Annotated in this window: 14 protein-coding genes; 3 read left to right on the top strand and 11 right to left on the bottom strand. The window is 40.9% G+C overall.

Annotation, left to right across the window (positions count from 1 at the left end; all coding sequences use genetic code 11):
- Positions 1-735 (top strand): M14 family metallopeptidase (locus B4F91_RS02365; RefSeq protein ID WP_288635354.1); only part of this gene is annotated, 735 nt, incomplete at its 5' end.
- Between the two features lie 251 nt (positions 736-986).
- Complete coding sequence (locus B4F91_RS02370; protein ID WP_064386531.1) at positions 987-1,397, top strand: hypothetical protein; 411 nt, start codon at positions 987-989, stop codon at positions 1,395-1,397.
- Between the two features lie 18 nt (positions 1,398-1,415).
- On the opposite strand, the gene ccoG is transcribed toward B4F91_RS02370, so the two are convergent.
- From ccoG to B4F91_RS02420, 10 genes are all read right to left on the bottom strand, one after another.
- Positions 1,416-2,798: a cytochrome c oxidase accessory protein CcoG gene (gene ccoG / locus B4F91_RS02375; protein ID WP_121637276.1), complete on the bottom strand. Its 1,383-nt coding sequence runs from the start codon at positions 2,796-2,798 to the stop codon at positions 1,416-1,418.
- Positions 2,799-2,942: 144 nt separating this feature from the next.
- The gene (locus tag B4F91_RS02380; protein WP_286938206.1) at positions 2,943-4,361 is read right to left on the bottom strand and encodes a sigma-54 interaction domain-containing protein; all 1,419 of its coding nucleotides are present in this window, start codon (positions 4,359-4,361) and stop codon (positions 2,943-2,945) included.
- Positions 4,362-4,418: 57 nt separating this feature from the next.
- Positions 4,419-5,738, bottom strand: coding sequence for an ABC1 kinase family protein (locus tag B4F91_RS02385; protein WP_248534240.1), 1,320 nt, complete (start codon positions 5,736-5,738; stop codon positions 4,419-4,421).
- A gap of 115 nt (positions 5,739-5,853) precedes the next feature.
- Positions 5,854-6,411, bottom strand: coding sequence for a DUF1439 domain-containing protein (locus B4F91_RS02390; RefSeq protein ID WP_004587241.1), 558 nt, complete (start codon positions 6,409-6,411; stop codon positions 5,854-5,856).
- Between the two features lie 93 nt (positions 6,412-6,504).
- On the bottom strand, positions 6,505-9,186 hold the full coding sequence (locus B4F91_RS02395) for a DUF349 domain-containing protein (RefSeq protein WP_286938203.1): 2,682 nt from the start codon (positions 9,184-9,186) through the stop codon (positions 6,505-6,507).
- The gene (locus B4F91_RS02400; RefSeq protein WP_004587239.1) at positions 9,176-9,457 is read right to left on the bottom strand and encodes a YeaC family protein; all 282 of its coding nucleotides are present in this window, start codon (positions 9,455-9,457) and stop codon (positions 9,176-9,178) included. Before B4F91_RS02400 ends, B4F91_RS02395 begins: the two co-directional genes overlap by 11 nt.
- A 1-nt stretch (position 9,458) precedes the next feature.
- Positions 9,459-9,785 (bottom strand): hypothetical protein, encoded by a 327-nt coding sequence (locus tag B4F91_RS02405; protein ID WP_004587238.1) that lies wholly within the window; start codon positions 9,783-9,785, stop codon positions 9,459-9,461.
- Between the two features lie 59 nt (positions 9,786-9,844).
- Positions 9,845-11,512: an alanine/glycine:cation symporter family protein gene (locus tag B4F91_RS02410; protein ID WP_004587237.1), complete on the bottom strand. Its 1,668-nt coding sequence runs from the start codon at positions 11,510-11,512 to the stop codon at positions 9,845-9,847.
- A gap of 158 nt (positions 11,513-11,670) precedes the next feature.
- The gene (locus B4F91_RS02415) at positions 11,671-12,798 is read right to left on the bottom strand and encodes a M14 family metallopeptidase (RefSeq protein ID WP_004587236.1); all 1,128 of its coding nucleotides are present in this window, start codon (positions 12,796-12,798) and stop codon (positions 11,671-11,673) included.
- 316 nt (positions 12,799-13,114) lie between these two features.
- Entirely contained in the window at positions 13,115-14,557 is a 1,443-nt protein-coding gene (locus B4F91_RS02420) for a glyceraldehyde-3-phosphate dehydrogenase (RefSeq protein ID WP_004587235.1), read from the bottom strand.
- A 174-nt stretch (positions 14,558-14,731) separates the two neighbouring features.
- Between B4F91_RS02420 and B4F91_RS02425 the strand changes: the two genes are divergently transcribed.
- Complete coding sequence (locus B4F91_RS02425; RefSeq protein WP_286938201.1) at positions 14,732-15,532, top strand: DUF2989 domain-containing protein; 801 nt, start codon at positions 14,732-14,734, stop codon at positions 15,530-15,532.
- Between the two features lie 89 nt (positions 15,533-15,621).
- Here B4F91_RS02425 and B4F91_RS02430 read toward each other — a convergent pair.
- The coding region (locus B4F91_RS02430) for an HU family DNA-binding protein (RefSeq protein ID WP_286938199.1) at positions 15,622-15,816 on the bottom strand (195 nt) is incomplete at its 5' end.

A 15,816-nucleotide genomic window follows, 5' to 3' on the forward strand; every position in this document is an offset into this window, starting at 1 on the left:
CTTAGCTTTGCACTTTATTTATTTAAAAGTAAAAATTGGCAAAGTGATCGCCCTACCGTATTAATTACTGGGGGTGTGCACGGCTACGAAACAAGTGGCGTTATGGGTGCGCTGGCATTTGCTCAAACCGCTGTTGCACCTTATACAACGCGTTTTAACTTTATTATTGCGCCTTGTATTAGCCCGTGGGGTTTTGAAACCATAAACCGCTGGAACCCAGAAGCTATTGATCCAAATCGCTCTTTTTACGATAACAGCCCTGCCCAAGAATCTGCAGCTATTATGAAATATGTAGCATCGCTAAACACTGAGTTAGTTGCGCATATTGATCTGCACGAAACCACAGACACAGACAACAGTGAATTTAGACCCGCTTTGGCGGCGCGCGATGGTAAAATTAACACCAACTGGAACATACCAGATGGTTTTTATTTAGTGGCTGATAGCAAAAAACCAGCACCTGATTTTCAAAAAGCCATTTTAAATAGTGTTGAGAAGGTAACGCACATTGCCCCCAGTGACGAAAACAATCAATTAATTGGTGTACCACAGGAGCAATTTGGCGTTATAAATTACGCCGCTCGCGAATTGGGCTTATGCATGGGCTTTACTAATGCCCCTTATGTAACTACAACCGAAGTATACCCAGATAGCCCAAGTGCCTCAGATGAGCAGTGTACTCAAGCGCAAGTTGCTGTTATTACCGGCGCGTTAGATTATTTAAAGTCACTTTAGTGGCTTTTAATACCCATGTGCGATAATACTTAATCATTTTGCGGGGTTGAACGTGTCGCTACCTTCGTTACAAAATGCTCATTTACGACTGCATGGATGCAGAAGGTAGAGCAATGCAGGAGCAATTGCCGAGAACAACTAAATAGCGAATTTTTTGCCAAGCTATCAACATGTTTTTCTAGCCTCAAGAAAGCTAACTTAATTAAGCAAATTGGTATAAGTTATAAACTAATTTAAATTAGGAACCTACGATGAAGTATAAAAATAAGCATGCCGAGGTAACTTTATCCGTTGAGGGCAATATAATTATTGCCCAATTTAGCGGAAATTTAGACCTAGAGCTATTGGCCAACTTTAAAACCGCCCTTTTTGATAAAGTGGCTGAATTTGAAGGTAAGCAATGGGGTTACATAAGCGACTCATCGTGTGTACTTGCAGCTACGCCCGATGCAGAGCAAGAAATGGTCGCCATAAGCACACATATGCAGCACACTAACTGCTTGATAAGTGCATTTGTCCTCACCTCCCCTATTGCTATAAGCCAAATGCAGCGAATAATGCAAAACGCTAAACGCGATGTAGATTTTAACCAATGTTTATTTGATAACCTAGATGCTGCAAAACGTTTTATTTCATCGCAATTAAATAATGGCGTGAGCTAATTTTAGCCCAAGCCATTGCTAGTTTTTATAAAACTGGCTTGTTTTAGTAATCGCTATGTCAGGGTTTTCTACGGCGGTAATCACAAAGCTAACTGGGGTCACTTTTGTTGCTATGTCGTAGCCATCGGCGGTGACTGTAACCGGAATTTTTTTCATCACTCCTGGCAATACCAAAATAGAGCTTGGCGCACTAAGTGTGGCCACAGGTAGGCCTTCAATGGCTACGCCGTAGTGCAATGGCTGCTGGGTTTTATTGATGATAGTGAGTGTGTATGGGTTTTCTACCAAGCCTTCATAATTTACACGGTATAATGCGTTTCTGTCACGCAGTACCGATGCCTCTATTGGCGTACGTTGCAATACCCACGCAATCATAGAAATAAGTAATACCCCTGTTAATACACCATACCCCACTAATTTAAGCCTAAATGGATTGGTTTTTTTACCTTCTAGCTGTTTTTCGCTGGCGTATTTAATTAACCCTTTTTGATAGCCAAATTTATCCATAGTGTCGTCACAGGCATCAATACATAAGCCACAATTTATACACTCGTATTGCAAACCGTTACGAATATCTATGCCCGCGGGGCATACCTCTACACATAAATTACAATCAACGCAGTCGCCTAAATTAAGGGCTTTAGGATCAGCTTTGCGTTTGCGAGGGCCTCGGTTTTCACCGCGCTTTGCATCGTAGCTCACTACCAATGTATCTTTATCAAACATCACCGATTGAAAGCGAGAATACGGACACGCCACGTTACACATTTTTTCGCGTAAAAAGCCAGCATTTCCATAAGTACAAAATGCAAATAAAAACACCCAAAAGCTGGTAATGCCCGACCACTGTAAGGTAAACATTTCAAGGTATAAACTTTTAGCGGGTATAAAATACGCCATAAACGACGTTGCAGTAAGCAGCGATATAACAAGCCACGCAGCATGTTTTGTTATTTTTTTACGCCACTTTAATGCACTCCATGGCGATTTATCTAACTTTATACGCTGATTACGAGTACCTTCTATACGTTGCTCAACCCAACTAAACATTAACATCCAGATTGTTTGGGGGCAGGTATAACCACACCACACTCGGCCAAGCCAATTCGTGACAAAAAACAAAGCGAACGCACCTACCATAAATAGCAGCGCTAAAATCATAAAGTCTTGCGGCAGTAAGGTTAAACCAAAAATAGTAAACTTTTGCGTGGCTACATCAAGTAGTACGGCTTGCTCGCCTTTGTATTGAATCCAAGGAATGGCAATAAACATAAGCATAAGTAACCAACCAAGGTTACGGCGTATTTGTTGGTAAAAGCCTTTTTGCTCACGAATATAAATAGGCCCTGGTGTGTTATAGGGCTTGATGATCATATCTTCTTCTTTAATATCAAACTTCATAGTAGCTACTTAATAGTGACGGTATTAATGCTACTTTTGCAACTTTCAGACCAAGCTGAAAGTTTAACTAACCAATTGATATTAAATACATTTATAAATTGCCGGAAAAATTAATCCGCGATATTTAACGAATAGCGCGATATATCACGTATTTTTGCTTATTCCTAGTTTACGCATTTTTGAGCGCAAAGTGCTCTCGGGCAAGCCTAATTTGCAAGCAGCGCCTTTATCGCCAGATATTTGCCACTGTGACAATTCAAGCACCGCAATAATGTGCTGTTTTTGCGCCTCTGCAAGCGTAAGTGATGTATTTACAGTTGTGCTTGCATCGCCATGCAATGGCTGACTCAGTTTAAGGACAGTATGTTTAGTTAAAATAGCTTCGCGCTCTAGTACGTTTTGTAACTCGCGAATATTACCAGGCCAATCATAAGCTTGTAGTTGGCTAATCGCTTTTTTACTCACCCCTTTTATTTGCTTTGCTAAGCGTTTATTTAGTTGAGTAATTAAATTGGTGCATAAATAAGGAATGTCTTCTTTGCGCTCTTTAAGCGCAGGCACTTTAATAGGAAACACATTAAGGCGGTAATATAAATCAATTCGAAAGGTGCCTTTTTGCACCATTTGCCATAAGTCGCGGTTGGTTGCTGCCAATACTCTAATATTTACCTTAAGCGTAGTACTGCCGCCAACCCGTTCAAACTCTTGCTCTTGTAATACCCTTAGCAATTTACTTTGCGCTTCTAATGGCAGCTCAGCTACTTCGTCTAAAAACAGTGTGCCTTTGTCGGCCAGTTCAAAGCGGCCTTTACGTCGCTCGTTTGCACCGGTAAACGCACCGCGCTCGTGGCCAAATAATTCAGACTCTAACAAGCTTGGCGTAAACGCTGCGCAGTTCACTTTTATAAAAGCTTGATTACTGCGTTTACTTAACCGGTGTAAGTTACGCGCCACCAGCTCTTTGCCTGTTCCATTTTCACCTAAAATTAATACTGTGCTGTCGGTTTCGCTAACGAGTTTAATTTGCGCCAACATAGCTTGAAAAACATGGCTTTGGCCAACTAAACCTGAGTCTTGCCAGTCTTCGTTAAGCTCTGCAATTAGGTAGTTATTTTCATCTTGCAGCTGCTCACTCAAATGCTTAACTTGCTCAAGCGCTTGCTTAAGCTCGTTTTGGGTTTGCTGCTGCGCCGATATATCGCGAAATACCGCGACCGCACCAATTAACTCACCTTGCCTGTAAACGGGGGTTGATGTGTATTCTACTGCAAACGAGGTGCCGTCTTTACGCCAGAATACTTCGTCTTTAACCTCGCGGCGTTTGCCATCAAACATGGTGCAATATATTTGGCATTCATCGGCTGGATAAGGAGAGCCGTCGGCGTGGCTGTGATGATGATACTGATGTATTTTTTTGCCCAACAATTCTTGGGCTTTCCAGCCAGTCATACGTTCAGCGGCTGGGTTAACAAACACCGCATTGCCCGATAAATCAAAGCCGTAAATGCCCTCTCCTACCGCATTAAGTAAAAGTTTGGGGTCATTTAAAAATTGTTTTATCATTGCATCATCCTCGCGAAGTATCACGATTATTATGCCATAAAGTGACGCGCTAAACAGTTAAATAAAGTGGCCTTTAATATAAGGCTTAAATAAAGCGTTAATATCTATTTTTGCATTTAACTTTGCCGCAATTAAATAAAGCCCAGCTAGCTTACGATGTATAAACAACGCATCAACGGGCGGTGTATGCCATTGCTGCGACTGTGCGCTTAGCTCTAGCCCTGCATTTTTAATATTCGTTGCTAAGGGGCTGTTTTTAAAATCAAACTCGCCAGTGGTTCTTAGCGGCTCACACGCCATTAAAAACAAATCAATAACATGGCTTTTGTAAGAATCTAGTAGGGTATCTTTAAAATAACCTATTTCGCGAGCTGCGCTTAACACGCCCGCCCTATTGTTTTCAGTGCCTGCAATAAATAGTGACAGGTAAGCCTTGCTCAATTTACTCGAGATCTCTCGGGTTGCCCCAAAGTCAAATAACACAATTTGCTTACTCTGAGTCTGATAATGAAAATTAGCAAAGTTAGGATCGGTTTGAATTAGCTTAAACTCAAACATTTCTTTAAAAAATAAATCTATGAGCCTAGCTGCAATGTTATTTTGCTCACCTTGGGGTAAATTGCTAAGCGCTTCTATAGGCGTTGCTTGTACATACTCCATTGCCAAAATGCGTTTAGTGTTGTGAACACCATATACTTTAGGCACTTTAAAATTAACGTGCTGGCTTAGCAACTCACCGTATCTTTTAAGGTAGTGTGCTTCGCGTTCATAATCAGCCTCGGCAAGTAGCTGCGCTTTAGCCTCATTTATGAGTGGCTGTATATCAAGCTCTTTAGGGATTAACCGCGCAATGTTTAATAGTGCAATAACATTGTCTACATCGCTATGTACACTTTGCGCTATACCTGGGTATTGAATTTTTACCGCCAGCTTTTCACCATTTTCTTGATAAGCTAAGTGCACTTGGCCAATAGACGCTGCTGCAAATGGCCTAAGTTCAATATGCGAAAAACGATTAAGCCAGTCTTCACCCCATTCACTTTTAAGTACCTTAACTAATTGATTGTGCGGCATTGGGTTTGCATCAGCGCGAAGCAATGCGAGTAATTGAGTAAGTTCAGGACTTAATAGCTCGCCAGCATCCATAGACAATAATTGCCCTAGTTTCATGGCAGCACCACGAAGGTGTGCTAGCTGAACAGCTAGTTTTTCTATGTTTTTAGGTTGTAAGAGTAAAGCTTTATTATTCCAACCATTACCCGAGAGCGCACTTTTAGTGCCATCTATAAGCATGTTGGTTGCAACACCACCGGCTAAGGAGCCAAGCTTTGCAAATCGAGAGAGTCTTGAAGTAGGTATGCTGCGCGAAGCTGCCATTATAAAAACCTAATTAGCCTGAGAAACAGGCTAATTAATACGTACATTTTACTGAGCTCGATCTAATTAACCAAACGTTTGGGTAATAAAACTATCGTAAGCAGTGTGCTGTACATTAAAGGCGCGGTACTAATTTAATTGCCCCTTCAACCACTTTCATATCAAGGGGTAATTTGCTTAGCAGCATCATTTTAGGGTCATCCATATTTAACGTATAAACAGGGTTGAGGGCTAAAAAAGCATTAATTACTTCCATCGCTTCATTATCAAGCGCCGCTAAATTACCTTTAAAGCCACCTGCATCCACACTCGAATCTAGTAGTTTAACATTGCGTAAAAACACGGCTTTTTTTTCACTGTCGTAAAACGGGCTACCTTCAATTTGCAGCTTTAAGCGTACTGGGTATTTCAGTGCAAATGCATTTATTTCTGCACTTGAGTCTGCACCAAGTACTACTACATCACGGTTATCTGGACCAATATTTACACTTAAATCGTTTACATCAAACTGCACTGGCAGCCCCATTAAGCTCACCTTTTCGCTTAACTTAGGCAACTGTTTACCTAGCACACTTTCTACTTCTGAGCTGGTAAATGAGTAAACAGACACGCCTTGTGTAGAATTACATGCGCTTAAAAATAGTGTGGTTAAAAACAGTAATAAGATTCTCATGCTAACCTTTATCCTCGTTGTAATTATAAAAAAGCCGCTTAAACAGCGGCTTTTATTATGCAATACCTGTATTTAATACAAGTTAATTACATATTATGCTGTAAAAATAGTTTTAATTTTAGCTAGTGTGTCAGGCTCAACTGAACCCTTACTGAGCGCTAATAGCTGCTTTAAATAATAGTTTAAATCAGCATGCTCACCACGGTGTTTATCATCAAGCATGGCTACTTGCTCTGCCATTCTAAGCGCTGCATTTTGCGAGCTTACATTGGCAAGAATTTCCATTCTTGTAATAAGTTGTTCACTACTAAGCGACGTCGCTAACGGAGCTTGAAATTGGCTTGGCACTACATCGTTGTTTTCAAGTGCAGTGATCAGCGCTTCAAATTGCGCATGCTGCGCTTGGCTTGTTAGTAAAGCTAGCTTTTCGTCAATAGCACTTAATAATGCTGCCACTTTTGACGCAAGCGATTTATATTGTGCGTAGCCTTTTACTTTGGTTTCTAGGTCATGCAATTGGGCTTTTTGATTTACTTGCTCAAGGGCACTTTCTAGCTCAGCCAGTTCTATTGCAGCTTGTTTATCTGTTTCGTTTTGAGCCTGCTTTTGCTGCTCAAACTCACTGCTACGTTTGCTAAAGGTTTCATCGTTATACTGGCGAAACTTTTGCCACAGCGCATTTTCGGCTTTTAAACCTGCAAAACCTATACTTTGCCATTGCTGTTGTAATTGCTTTAACTCTTGGCATGCTGCAGCTAAATCTTCACTTTGCGAAAGCGCTGAGGCGCGCTCCACTAAGGCATTTTTTTGTGCTGCGTTACCTTTATGGTATGCATTTAATATAGCAAGAACGCTCTGCTGCTGTGTTTTAAAGCTTTCGTTTAATACGCGGTATGTTTTAGGGTCAACTTTACCCACGCTACGCCACGCTTTATTTAAACGGTTGTATTGGCTTTCAAACTGCTTCCAATCAAAGCTTTCAATAGCGGTGTCTTGCTCGCTTAGTGCTTGCATATCGTTTATCAGTACTTCACGCTGGGCTTTTGCAGCTTCGCGCGCCACTTCTTGCTCGGCAAAGTAACTACGACACGGTGCAAACAACAGCTCTATGTTGCTATCAAACTGCTCACCTTGTTGTTTTTCTTGCTCTGTATCTAAACGGCCAAGCTCGTTCCAACGCTTACGAAACGCTTTAACTTGCTCTGCACGCTGTTGTGGGTCGTCACACGGTTGGTCGACTAACCCTGCCACTTCTTCAAGTAAGGCTTCGCGTTTTGGCGCGGCTGCGTATTTTTGCCAATCTTTTGCTTCTGCAAGTTGTGCTTCTAAATCGGCTTTTAAATTTACTAGTGGCTGCTGAAATTGCGGTGTTAACTTATCAAACAACTCTTCAAAGCCTTTAAATACACCAAAAGCAACATTAAAGCGGCCTTGCTCAATAAGGCGTTTTACATCGCGTGCTTTACGTTTGGCTGTGCTTTGGTTTTTTTCAAGCGGTTTTGTCAGCTCACTCATTTGCGCTAAAAACTGCTTTTTATGCGTATTTAATTGCGATTTAAAGTTTTGCTGCAATGCCCCATCAACCACATTTAAATGGCTACGAGTTTGTTTAAATGCGTTATTAAAACGAGTTAAAACATCATCGTAATCAGCTAGCTGCTGCGCAGGCTCAATTGCTTTAAGCTGTTCAAAAGCAATTTTATACTGTGCAATTGCGCTACTAAGCTCTGGTAGTTTAGCCACCTGATTGAATAGTTTTTCAAGCTTTGTAATAACTTGCTTAGTTTGTGCGTTATCGCCGTGTTGGGCATCGGTTAACGTTTGCTTAGCTTGCGCTACTTTAGCCTCTAACCAATCTTGCTGAATTTGCTCTGGGGTTTCTAAGCCTAATTGCAACGCGTTTTCTATTTCTTCGCTCAATGCCTCAAGTGTTGCCAGGGCTAATAATTGGCGTTGTTGCTCGGCTAAACGCTGCTGTTGTTGCTCGTGCTGCGCTTTTAACGTAGCAATATGCGCATCGAGTTTATCGGTAATGCTGATGTATTTTTTATCCAGCTCTTTAACGTGCTCTTCGCTTAACCATTTAAGCTCAAGTGCTTGCCACTGCGCCATTAATTCGCCGGCTTGTGGGTTTACTATGGCGTAATCGTTTTTATCTCGCAGGGCATTTAGCTTTGCTAAAATAACGCGTGTTGCGCTCTCTACCTGAGCGGGCATTTCAATCGCTAAGCGTTCGTTTTCAACGTGTTGCTCAAGCTGCTTCTTAGCATCGCCTTTAGCATGCTTTACTAATGGTTTAATAAGTTGATGCGTTATAACGAGCTCTACAAGTTGGCTTTGAAGCTCTTCGCTGCCCTCTTTAAACGCTTTTTCAATTAATTTAGGGTTAGCTAAGCGCTTTAAAAGTTTGACGCGTACTTGCAGTTCTTTCTCTGCAAAGGCGAGTTTTTCTAGTGTTTTAACCGGTGCAAAACGGTCTATATACTCACTTTTAATTTGCGTGCTCAGTGCGCTTTCGTTGTTTAACACTGCGTTTGAAATTTGTATTTCGGCTACATCTTTTAGCGCGTGATCTTGTTTATAGGCTTTCCACCACAGTGGTAAGTTATTTACTTTTTGTAATGCTTTGCGGCGTATTTCGGCTGAGTTATCTTCCAGCGCTAATGTGCTTAAAATTGATGCGTCGCGCTCTACATCAAGTTTTTCGATTGCGTCTAGACGAACTTGCTGCTTTGGGTGTTTCCACTTAGGTGTAAAAAGGTGTTTAAAGATCATGTTCACTAAACCTAGCTATTTCGTTTTCTGATTTAAATTCTTTTTGTAGTTGTGCTTTTGTCTTTTGGATCATTTCGCCATTAGCGCCAATGGTAAATTGCTCGTTCGATTGCGCTATTTTAGCTTGGTAAAGCATAACAAGTTGCACCGTTTGTTGCTTTTGCTCATCAGAGAGCGGCGTGCCATCGGGCCATTTACCGGTTGAAGCACCGTACTGTAAACGCTCAAATAATTCTGGGGTTATATTTTGTACAAGGTTGTCAATATTCATGTCATCTTTTCTTTTTTAGAGTCACTAAAATAACGCGGTTTACTAAGTACCAAATACAGCCGACACCAATCGCTACTGTATACGCGTACCATTGCAGGGTTTCTTTTGCGGGTTGTAAAAAGTATAAGCAAAAAAAGCCACCTAAAAATAGTATGAGCGCCAAGAAAGAATGGTTCATAAACATTTGCTGTTTTTTAATTCGCTGTTCGCGCTGAAGCTGTTGTACCTGCTCAGAGTTAAGCGCGCCAATGTTACTATTGCAATGCGGACACTGCTGATGTTTATCTGAAATTGATTTTGCACATTTGGGGCAATGAATAATCGCCATACTACTCTCCATACTACGCATAAAAAAAGCGCCTTGCGGCGCCTTTTATTGTACTTGTTTTATTGCTCGTTGTCTTTTTTGAATTTAACCCAGTAGTCATCTACGGATTGTTTCATTTCTTTGCGCAATAACATAATGCCAAATAAGTTAGGCAAGGTCATAACGACAATTGCAACGGCTGCTAATTTCCATACTAAAGTGGTATCGGCAAACGAAGCCCAAAAGAACGCAGCAACATAAAATACGCGATACGGCATAACTGAGCGATTACCAAGTAAGTAAATCATGGCACGGTCACCATAGTACGACCACGCTATGGCAGTAGAAAATGCGAATAACAATAAGCCTATCGATACTATGTATTGACCGCTATCGCCAAAAAAGCCTCGGGTAAACGCTTTGGTTGTCAGCTCTGCTGAGTGCACTAACGATTTACCAATTAAACTAATGCTGTCGTCGGTTGGCATGCCGTTTTTAACTTCGACAATCCCTGTGTACTTATGTTTGTCGGTAATACCAAAACGTATGTCTTCACCAATTGAGCGTGAATGTAATACGGTAAAGCCATTACTTGTTGGCTCGCCATTAACTACATCAATGTTGCCGTTGAATAGCTCTACCTTGCTATCGTTACCGTTTAGGTAATTGTATAGCTCTTGGCGCTGCGCTTCGTTGGTTTCTGAGTAGTCACCTTTAATAATGCTCATTGACGATCGTTCAAAATGTGTTTCGAATTTTTCATTCCACACACCCGACGATAAAATAACTAAGCCTGTTAATGTACAAATAATAATGGTATCGATAAACGGCTCTAAAATTGACACCATGCCTTCAGACACAGGTTCATCAGCTTTTGCCGATGCGTGGGCAATGGGTGCAGAACCTTGACCGGCCTCATTTGAGAACAAGCCACGGTTTACACCTCTGTTAAATGCATACGCAAAAGAGGCACCTAAAAAGCCACCGGCTGCAGCAGAGCCTGTAAATGCATCAACAAATATTGACGCAAACGAAGGGCCGATGTTTTCAATGTTATAAAAAATAACACCTAACGCACCTATGATATAAATCACGGCCATAATGGGCACAACGCGGGATGTAATAGCAGCAATACGACGAATACCACCTAAAATAACCAACGCAAGTAAAATAGATAACACAGCACCGGTTGCCATAGGTGCAAAACCAAATGTAGCTTCCATACCCTGCGCTATGTTGTTAATTTGTGGCAAACTGCCCGTACCAAAAGAGCTAATTACAGTGGCAACGGCAAATAAAATAGCAAGCCACTTCATGTTTAGGCGTTTATCCATGTAATACATAGGGCCACCCGCCATGGTGCCATCTTGGGTTTTTTCGCGGTATTTATGTGAAAGCGTAACTTCTACAAATTTGGTGGTCATACCAAAAAATGCCGTCATCCACATCCAAAATAATGCCGCGGGGCCACCAATAGAAATAGCCAAGGCTACCCCACCAATGTTACCTGTACCTACCGTACCAGAGAGCGCAGTAGCCAGTGCTTGAAAATGAGTTGTGTCACCCTCGGTGCCTTTTTTATCAAATTTGCCTGTAACTACTTTACACGCATGTTTGAAATAACGAATTTGTGGGAACTTTAAATAAATAGTAAAAAATAGACCGACTCCTAGCAGCACGTAGGGAAACCAAACTGCGCCCCCTAACATGCCATCTAGGCTATCTAAAAGTTGTCCGAATGCATCCACGCTAAATACCTCTTATTATTTTATTTGAGACTGTTGATTGTTTATTACTTACTCAGAGCTAGGTAATACGATAACTAAGCTATTGCGCACTTTTATTATTTGTTAATTTTGTAATAAAAAAGGGCAACATTTTAATATTGCCCTTACCTTATACTAATTTATCTTAATTTATCAACGACATTTACGATTGCCGCTAAAGTATCTTGACCAAATTGATACGAGCGGCGGTCTGACCAGCCGTAATCTGGGTCTGGTAAGTCGTTATTGTCTTTAAAAGGCATCTCAATTGTGTAAGTAAGTGCTTTAAATTCTTCTGCCGTTGCAGATGAGCCAACTGTTAAATTAGCTTTGCCCGGCTCGTCTTTATCGTAACCGTGCTCATCTTGAAACTCTGGCGTTATAGTAAGTAGCGCTGCTTTAAAGCTATCTTCTAAGTCTTTTAAGCGGTCATCGTAGCTTGGAATACCTTCACTGCCTGCCACAAAGTTATAAGGAATAGCTTCATCACCGTGTATATCTAAATGCATATCGAGGCCAGTTTCGCGCATTTTATTCAGTACTAAATACACTTCTGGGCTATTTTCCATGCTAGGCGTTTGCCATTCACGGTTTAAGTTAACGCCTTTTGCGTTAGTACGAAGGTGACCACGTACGCTGCCATCTGGGTTCATGTTTGGTACTACATAAAATACAGCTTTTGATAAAAGAGCAGCGGCATGCGGGTCTTCATCATCTAGTAGTTTGTGTAATAGCCCTTCTACAAACCATTCTGCCATAGTTTCGCCTGGGTGTTGGCGCGCTGTGATCCAGATTGTTTTTTTATCTTCACTAGGCTGACCAATTTTAAGCACGCTCATATCACGGCCATCAAGTGTTTCACCCAATGTTTGTAATTGGCAAAGCTCTTCGCTTTGCGCCCAGGCTAATAAATCTAAATGACGGTCGTAGCTATATGGCGCAAAGTAAGCAAAATATACACTGGGGCATTCAGGCTCTAGTTCAAAGGTAAGCGTGCCATTTTCGTAATTTGAAGGTACACGGAACCATGTTTGACGGTCGTATGAGGCAACAGCTTGGTAGCCTTCCCATCCATCTGGGTAGGCAGAATTTTCTAAATTATTAATGTTTAACTTATGCAGTTGATAAGGCGTTGTTTCTAGACGAAAGTGAAACCACTGGTAAAATTCAGACTGGTGATCGTTGTTTATCTCTAATTGAATATTTAACGGATCGTTGGCTTCGATAACCTTTATGTTACCACTATCAAAATTGCTGCTGATTTTCATGAAAAAACCTTAAGGTAGAATAAGTTTATCTGCTTTGTTAGGCACGTTGATATTTTGGATTAAATTGACTCTATTTTTGGTCACTAAATTACAAAAAAGAGCGGCCTAAAAGTGCAGAACTGACACTATTTAAAACCTGTACTGTGGATGATTAAGCTATCTCAAGCAGATTGCAGGTTAAATAGTAAAATGCATTATTGAATGAAATCAAATAAGCATTTCAATAATTAAAGCCTACCACACAGGGTACACTTTAAAAATATAACGCGACTAAAAAAGCCAGCAAAAAAGCTGGCTTAGTATAATTGCGTTTAAATTAGCGAGGTAAGCTTGGGAAAGCAACTTCAGCCATATCACGCATACAACGAACAACTTGGCAGCTGTAGCCAAATTCATTGTCGTACCATACGTATAAAACAACGCGGTTACCTTCAACAATTGTTGCTTGCGAGTCTACAACACCTGCGTAGCGGCTACCGACTAAATCGGTAGATACGATTTCGGTTGATGCGGTGTAATCAATTTGGTCACGCAGTTCTGAATGCAGTGCTGTTTCGCGTAAAAATGCATTTAGCTCTTCAACAGAGGTGCTGCTATTAAGGTTTAAGTTTAATATAGCAAGCGACACATTAGGTGTAGGCACACGAATCGCATTACCTGTTAGCTTACCTTCAAGCTCAGGAAGCGCTTTAGATACCGCTTTAGCTGCGCCTGTTTCGGTAATTACCATATTAAGTGCAGCAGCACGTCCACGACGCTCTGCTTTGTGGTAGTTATCAATAAGGTTTTGATCGTTTGTGTAAGAGTGTACGGTTTCTACGTGGCCGTTATTAATACCAAACTTATCGTTTAATGCTTTAAGGGTTGGCGTAATCGCATTGGTGGTACAGCTTGCTGCACACACGATTTTATCTTCAGGCTTAATGTCTTGGTTATTTACACCATAAACAATGTTTTTAATGTTGCCTTTAGCCGGTGCTGTTAATAGTACTTTTGCAGCCCCTTTAGACTCTAAGTGCTGACCAAGGCCTGCTTCGTCTTTCCAAATACCAGTGTTATCAACTACGAGTGCATTTTCGATACCGTAAGCGGTGTAATCAACTTCACTTGGCGAGTTAGCATAAATCACTTGGATGTAGCTGCCATTCGCTTTAATTGCATTACGCTGCGTGTCAATTGTGATTGAGCCATTAAATGGACCATGAATTGAATCGCGACGCAGTAAGCTTGCACGTTTCTCAAGGTCGCCTTCTTTACCGCCACGTACAACAATTGCGCGTAAACGTAAGTCGGCATAAGGGCCTGATTTTTCGATTAGTAAACGTGCTAACAAACGCCCTATACGACCAAAGCCATACAATACAACATCACGCGGCTCTTTGGCTGGTGAGTCTGCAATTTCGGCTAATTCGTCTTTAACAAATTCATCAACTGTGCGGCCATTAGCAGCATCGCTGTACAAATAGCTATAAGCAAGTTTACCAATATCAATACGTGCTGAGTTTAGCTCCATTTTACTAATGGCTTCTAAAAACGGAAAGCTCTCGCGTAAACGTAATTTAGTGCCTTCAAATTGCGCTACAGTTTTGTGTGATTTGATAATATCGATAGTACTGGCATTAACGAGAGGACGGCCATATACAGCGATTTCTATGCCACGGTTACGATAAAGCTTACCAATGATAGGTTGCATGCTTTCAGCGTAATCTTGGCGTTCTTGCCAACTATTTGTATATTCTAATTCGTGAGATGAGGTCATTTTATTTACCTAATTTAATCATTTTGAACGGATAGCCTTTAAAAATGCATTAGATTTTGAGAGTAATGCACTTCAGGCAGGGCTATTCTAAGTTAATCTAAAGTTATTCTCTACTGTTAGCGCACAAATGATTGCGCTAGAATAGTAATGTATATATTCATTTGAGGTTAAGGGATGGTTTTAAGAGCAAGCGCAATACTAACAATGCTAGCGTTAACAGGATGCGAAGAACCACTGACTCTCGCTCAGGTATGTAAAGAAACACCTGGCTTTTGTAGTGATTTAAATAAAGATAGCCATTGTAAAAATGAGCGCTCAGAGGTTATTTTAAAACGCTATATAGAATATAAAAAACCCACAGATGAAAACAAATACCAATTGCTTAAGGGATTTGAGTCGTATAATCAATGTATTACTTTAGCCGCAAAAATAGAACATATTAAACTAAAGTCTAAAACAACATCGCGTATTGAAGGTCAGCTTACTAGCATTAAAGAGATGACCCGGCTTTATCAAGACACAAAAAACACTAACCACCCAGGTTTGCTTTACTATCATTGGTCACGTAACAATGAGCAAAGTGCGCTGACTCGTTTACTTGCAATGGAAAATGATGAAAGCGTAACCAACAGTGCAGAAATGCAGTTTTATCTAGCTTCTTATTACATTAAGTTTGACGATGAAAAAACAATTGATTTGCTATATAAAACGCTTGAGCTAAATAAACAAGGCCAACAGCCAAATCCTGAAGTGTATACCTCGTTAATCAGCTTGTTTTATAAACATGATAAATATAAGCACGCTTACATTTTTTCGAAAGTGGCGCGAAGCGCTGGCATTGAGAATATAGATTTACTACCCATTGAGCACCAACTGATGAGCGATGGTAAAAATTTAGATGCGCTCGATGCCCTTGCTCAACAAACGTATGAACAAATACAAAACGGTGAGTTTGTATCGCCGCGAGAATTTTAGGTAAGCAAAACCCCCTGGCAATAAATGTGTTTTAAAACATGATGCCAGATGGTTTTTTAAATAAAAAAGGCAGCTTACGCTGCCCTTTTTTATTTTGCTTTGCTTGTGCCCACTTCTACACGGGTTTTAAGCTTTTGACCTGGTCTAAAGGTCACCACGCGGCGCGCCGAAATAGGAATGTCTTCTCCTGTTTTCGGGTTACGGCCTGGTCTTTCTTTTTTATCACGAAGATCAAAGTTACCAAATCCAGAGAGCTTAACCTGCTCGCCTTTTTCAAGCGCTGA

Source organism: Pseudoalteromonas sp. UBA6610, from assembly GCF_002433295.1.
GTDB lineage: Bacteria > Pseudomonadota > Gammaproteobacteria > Enterobacterales > Alteromonadaceae > Pseudoalteromonas > Pseudoalteromonas atlantica.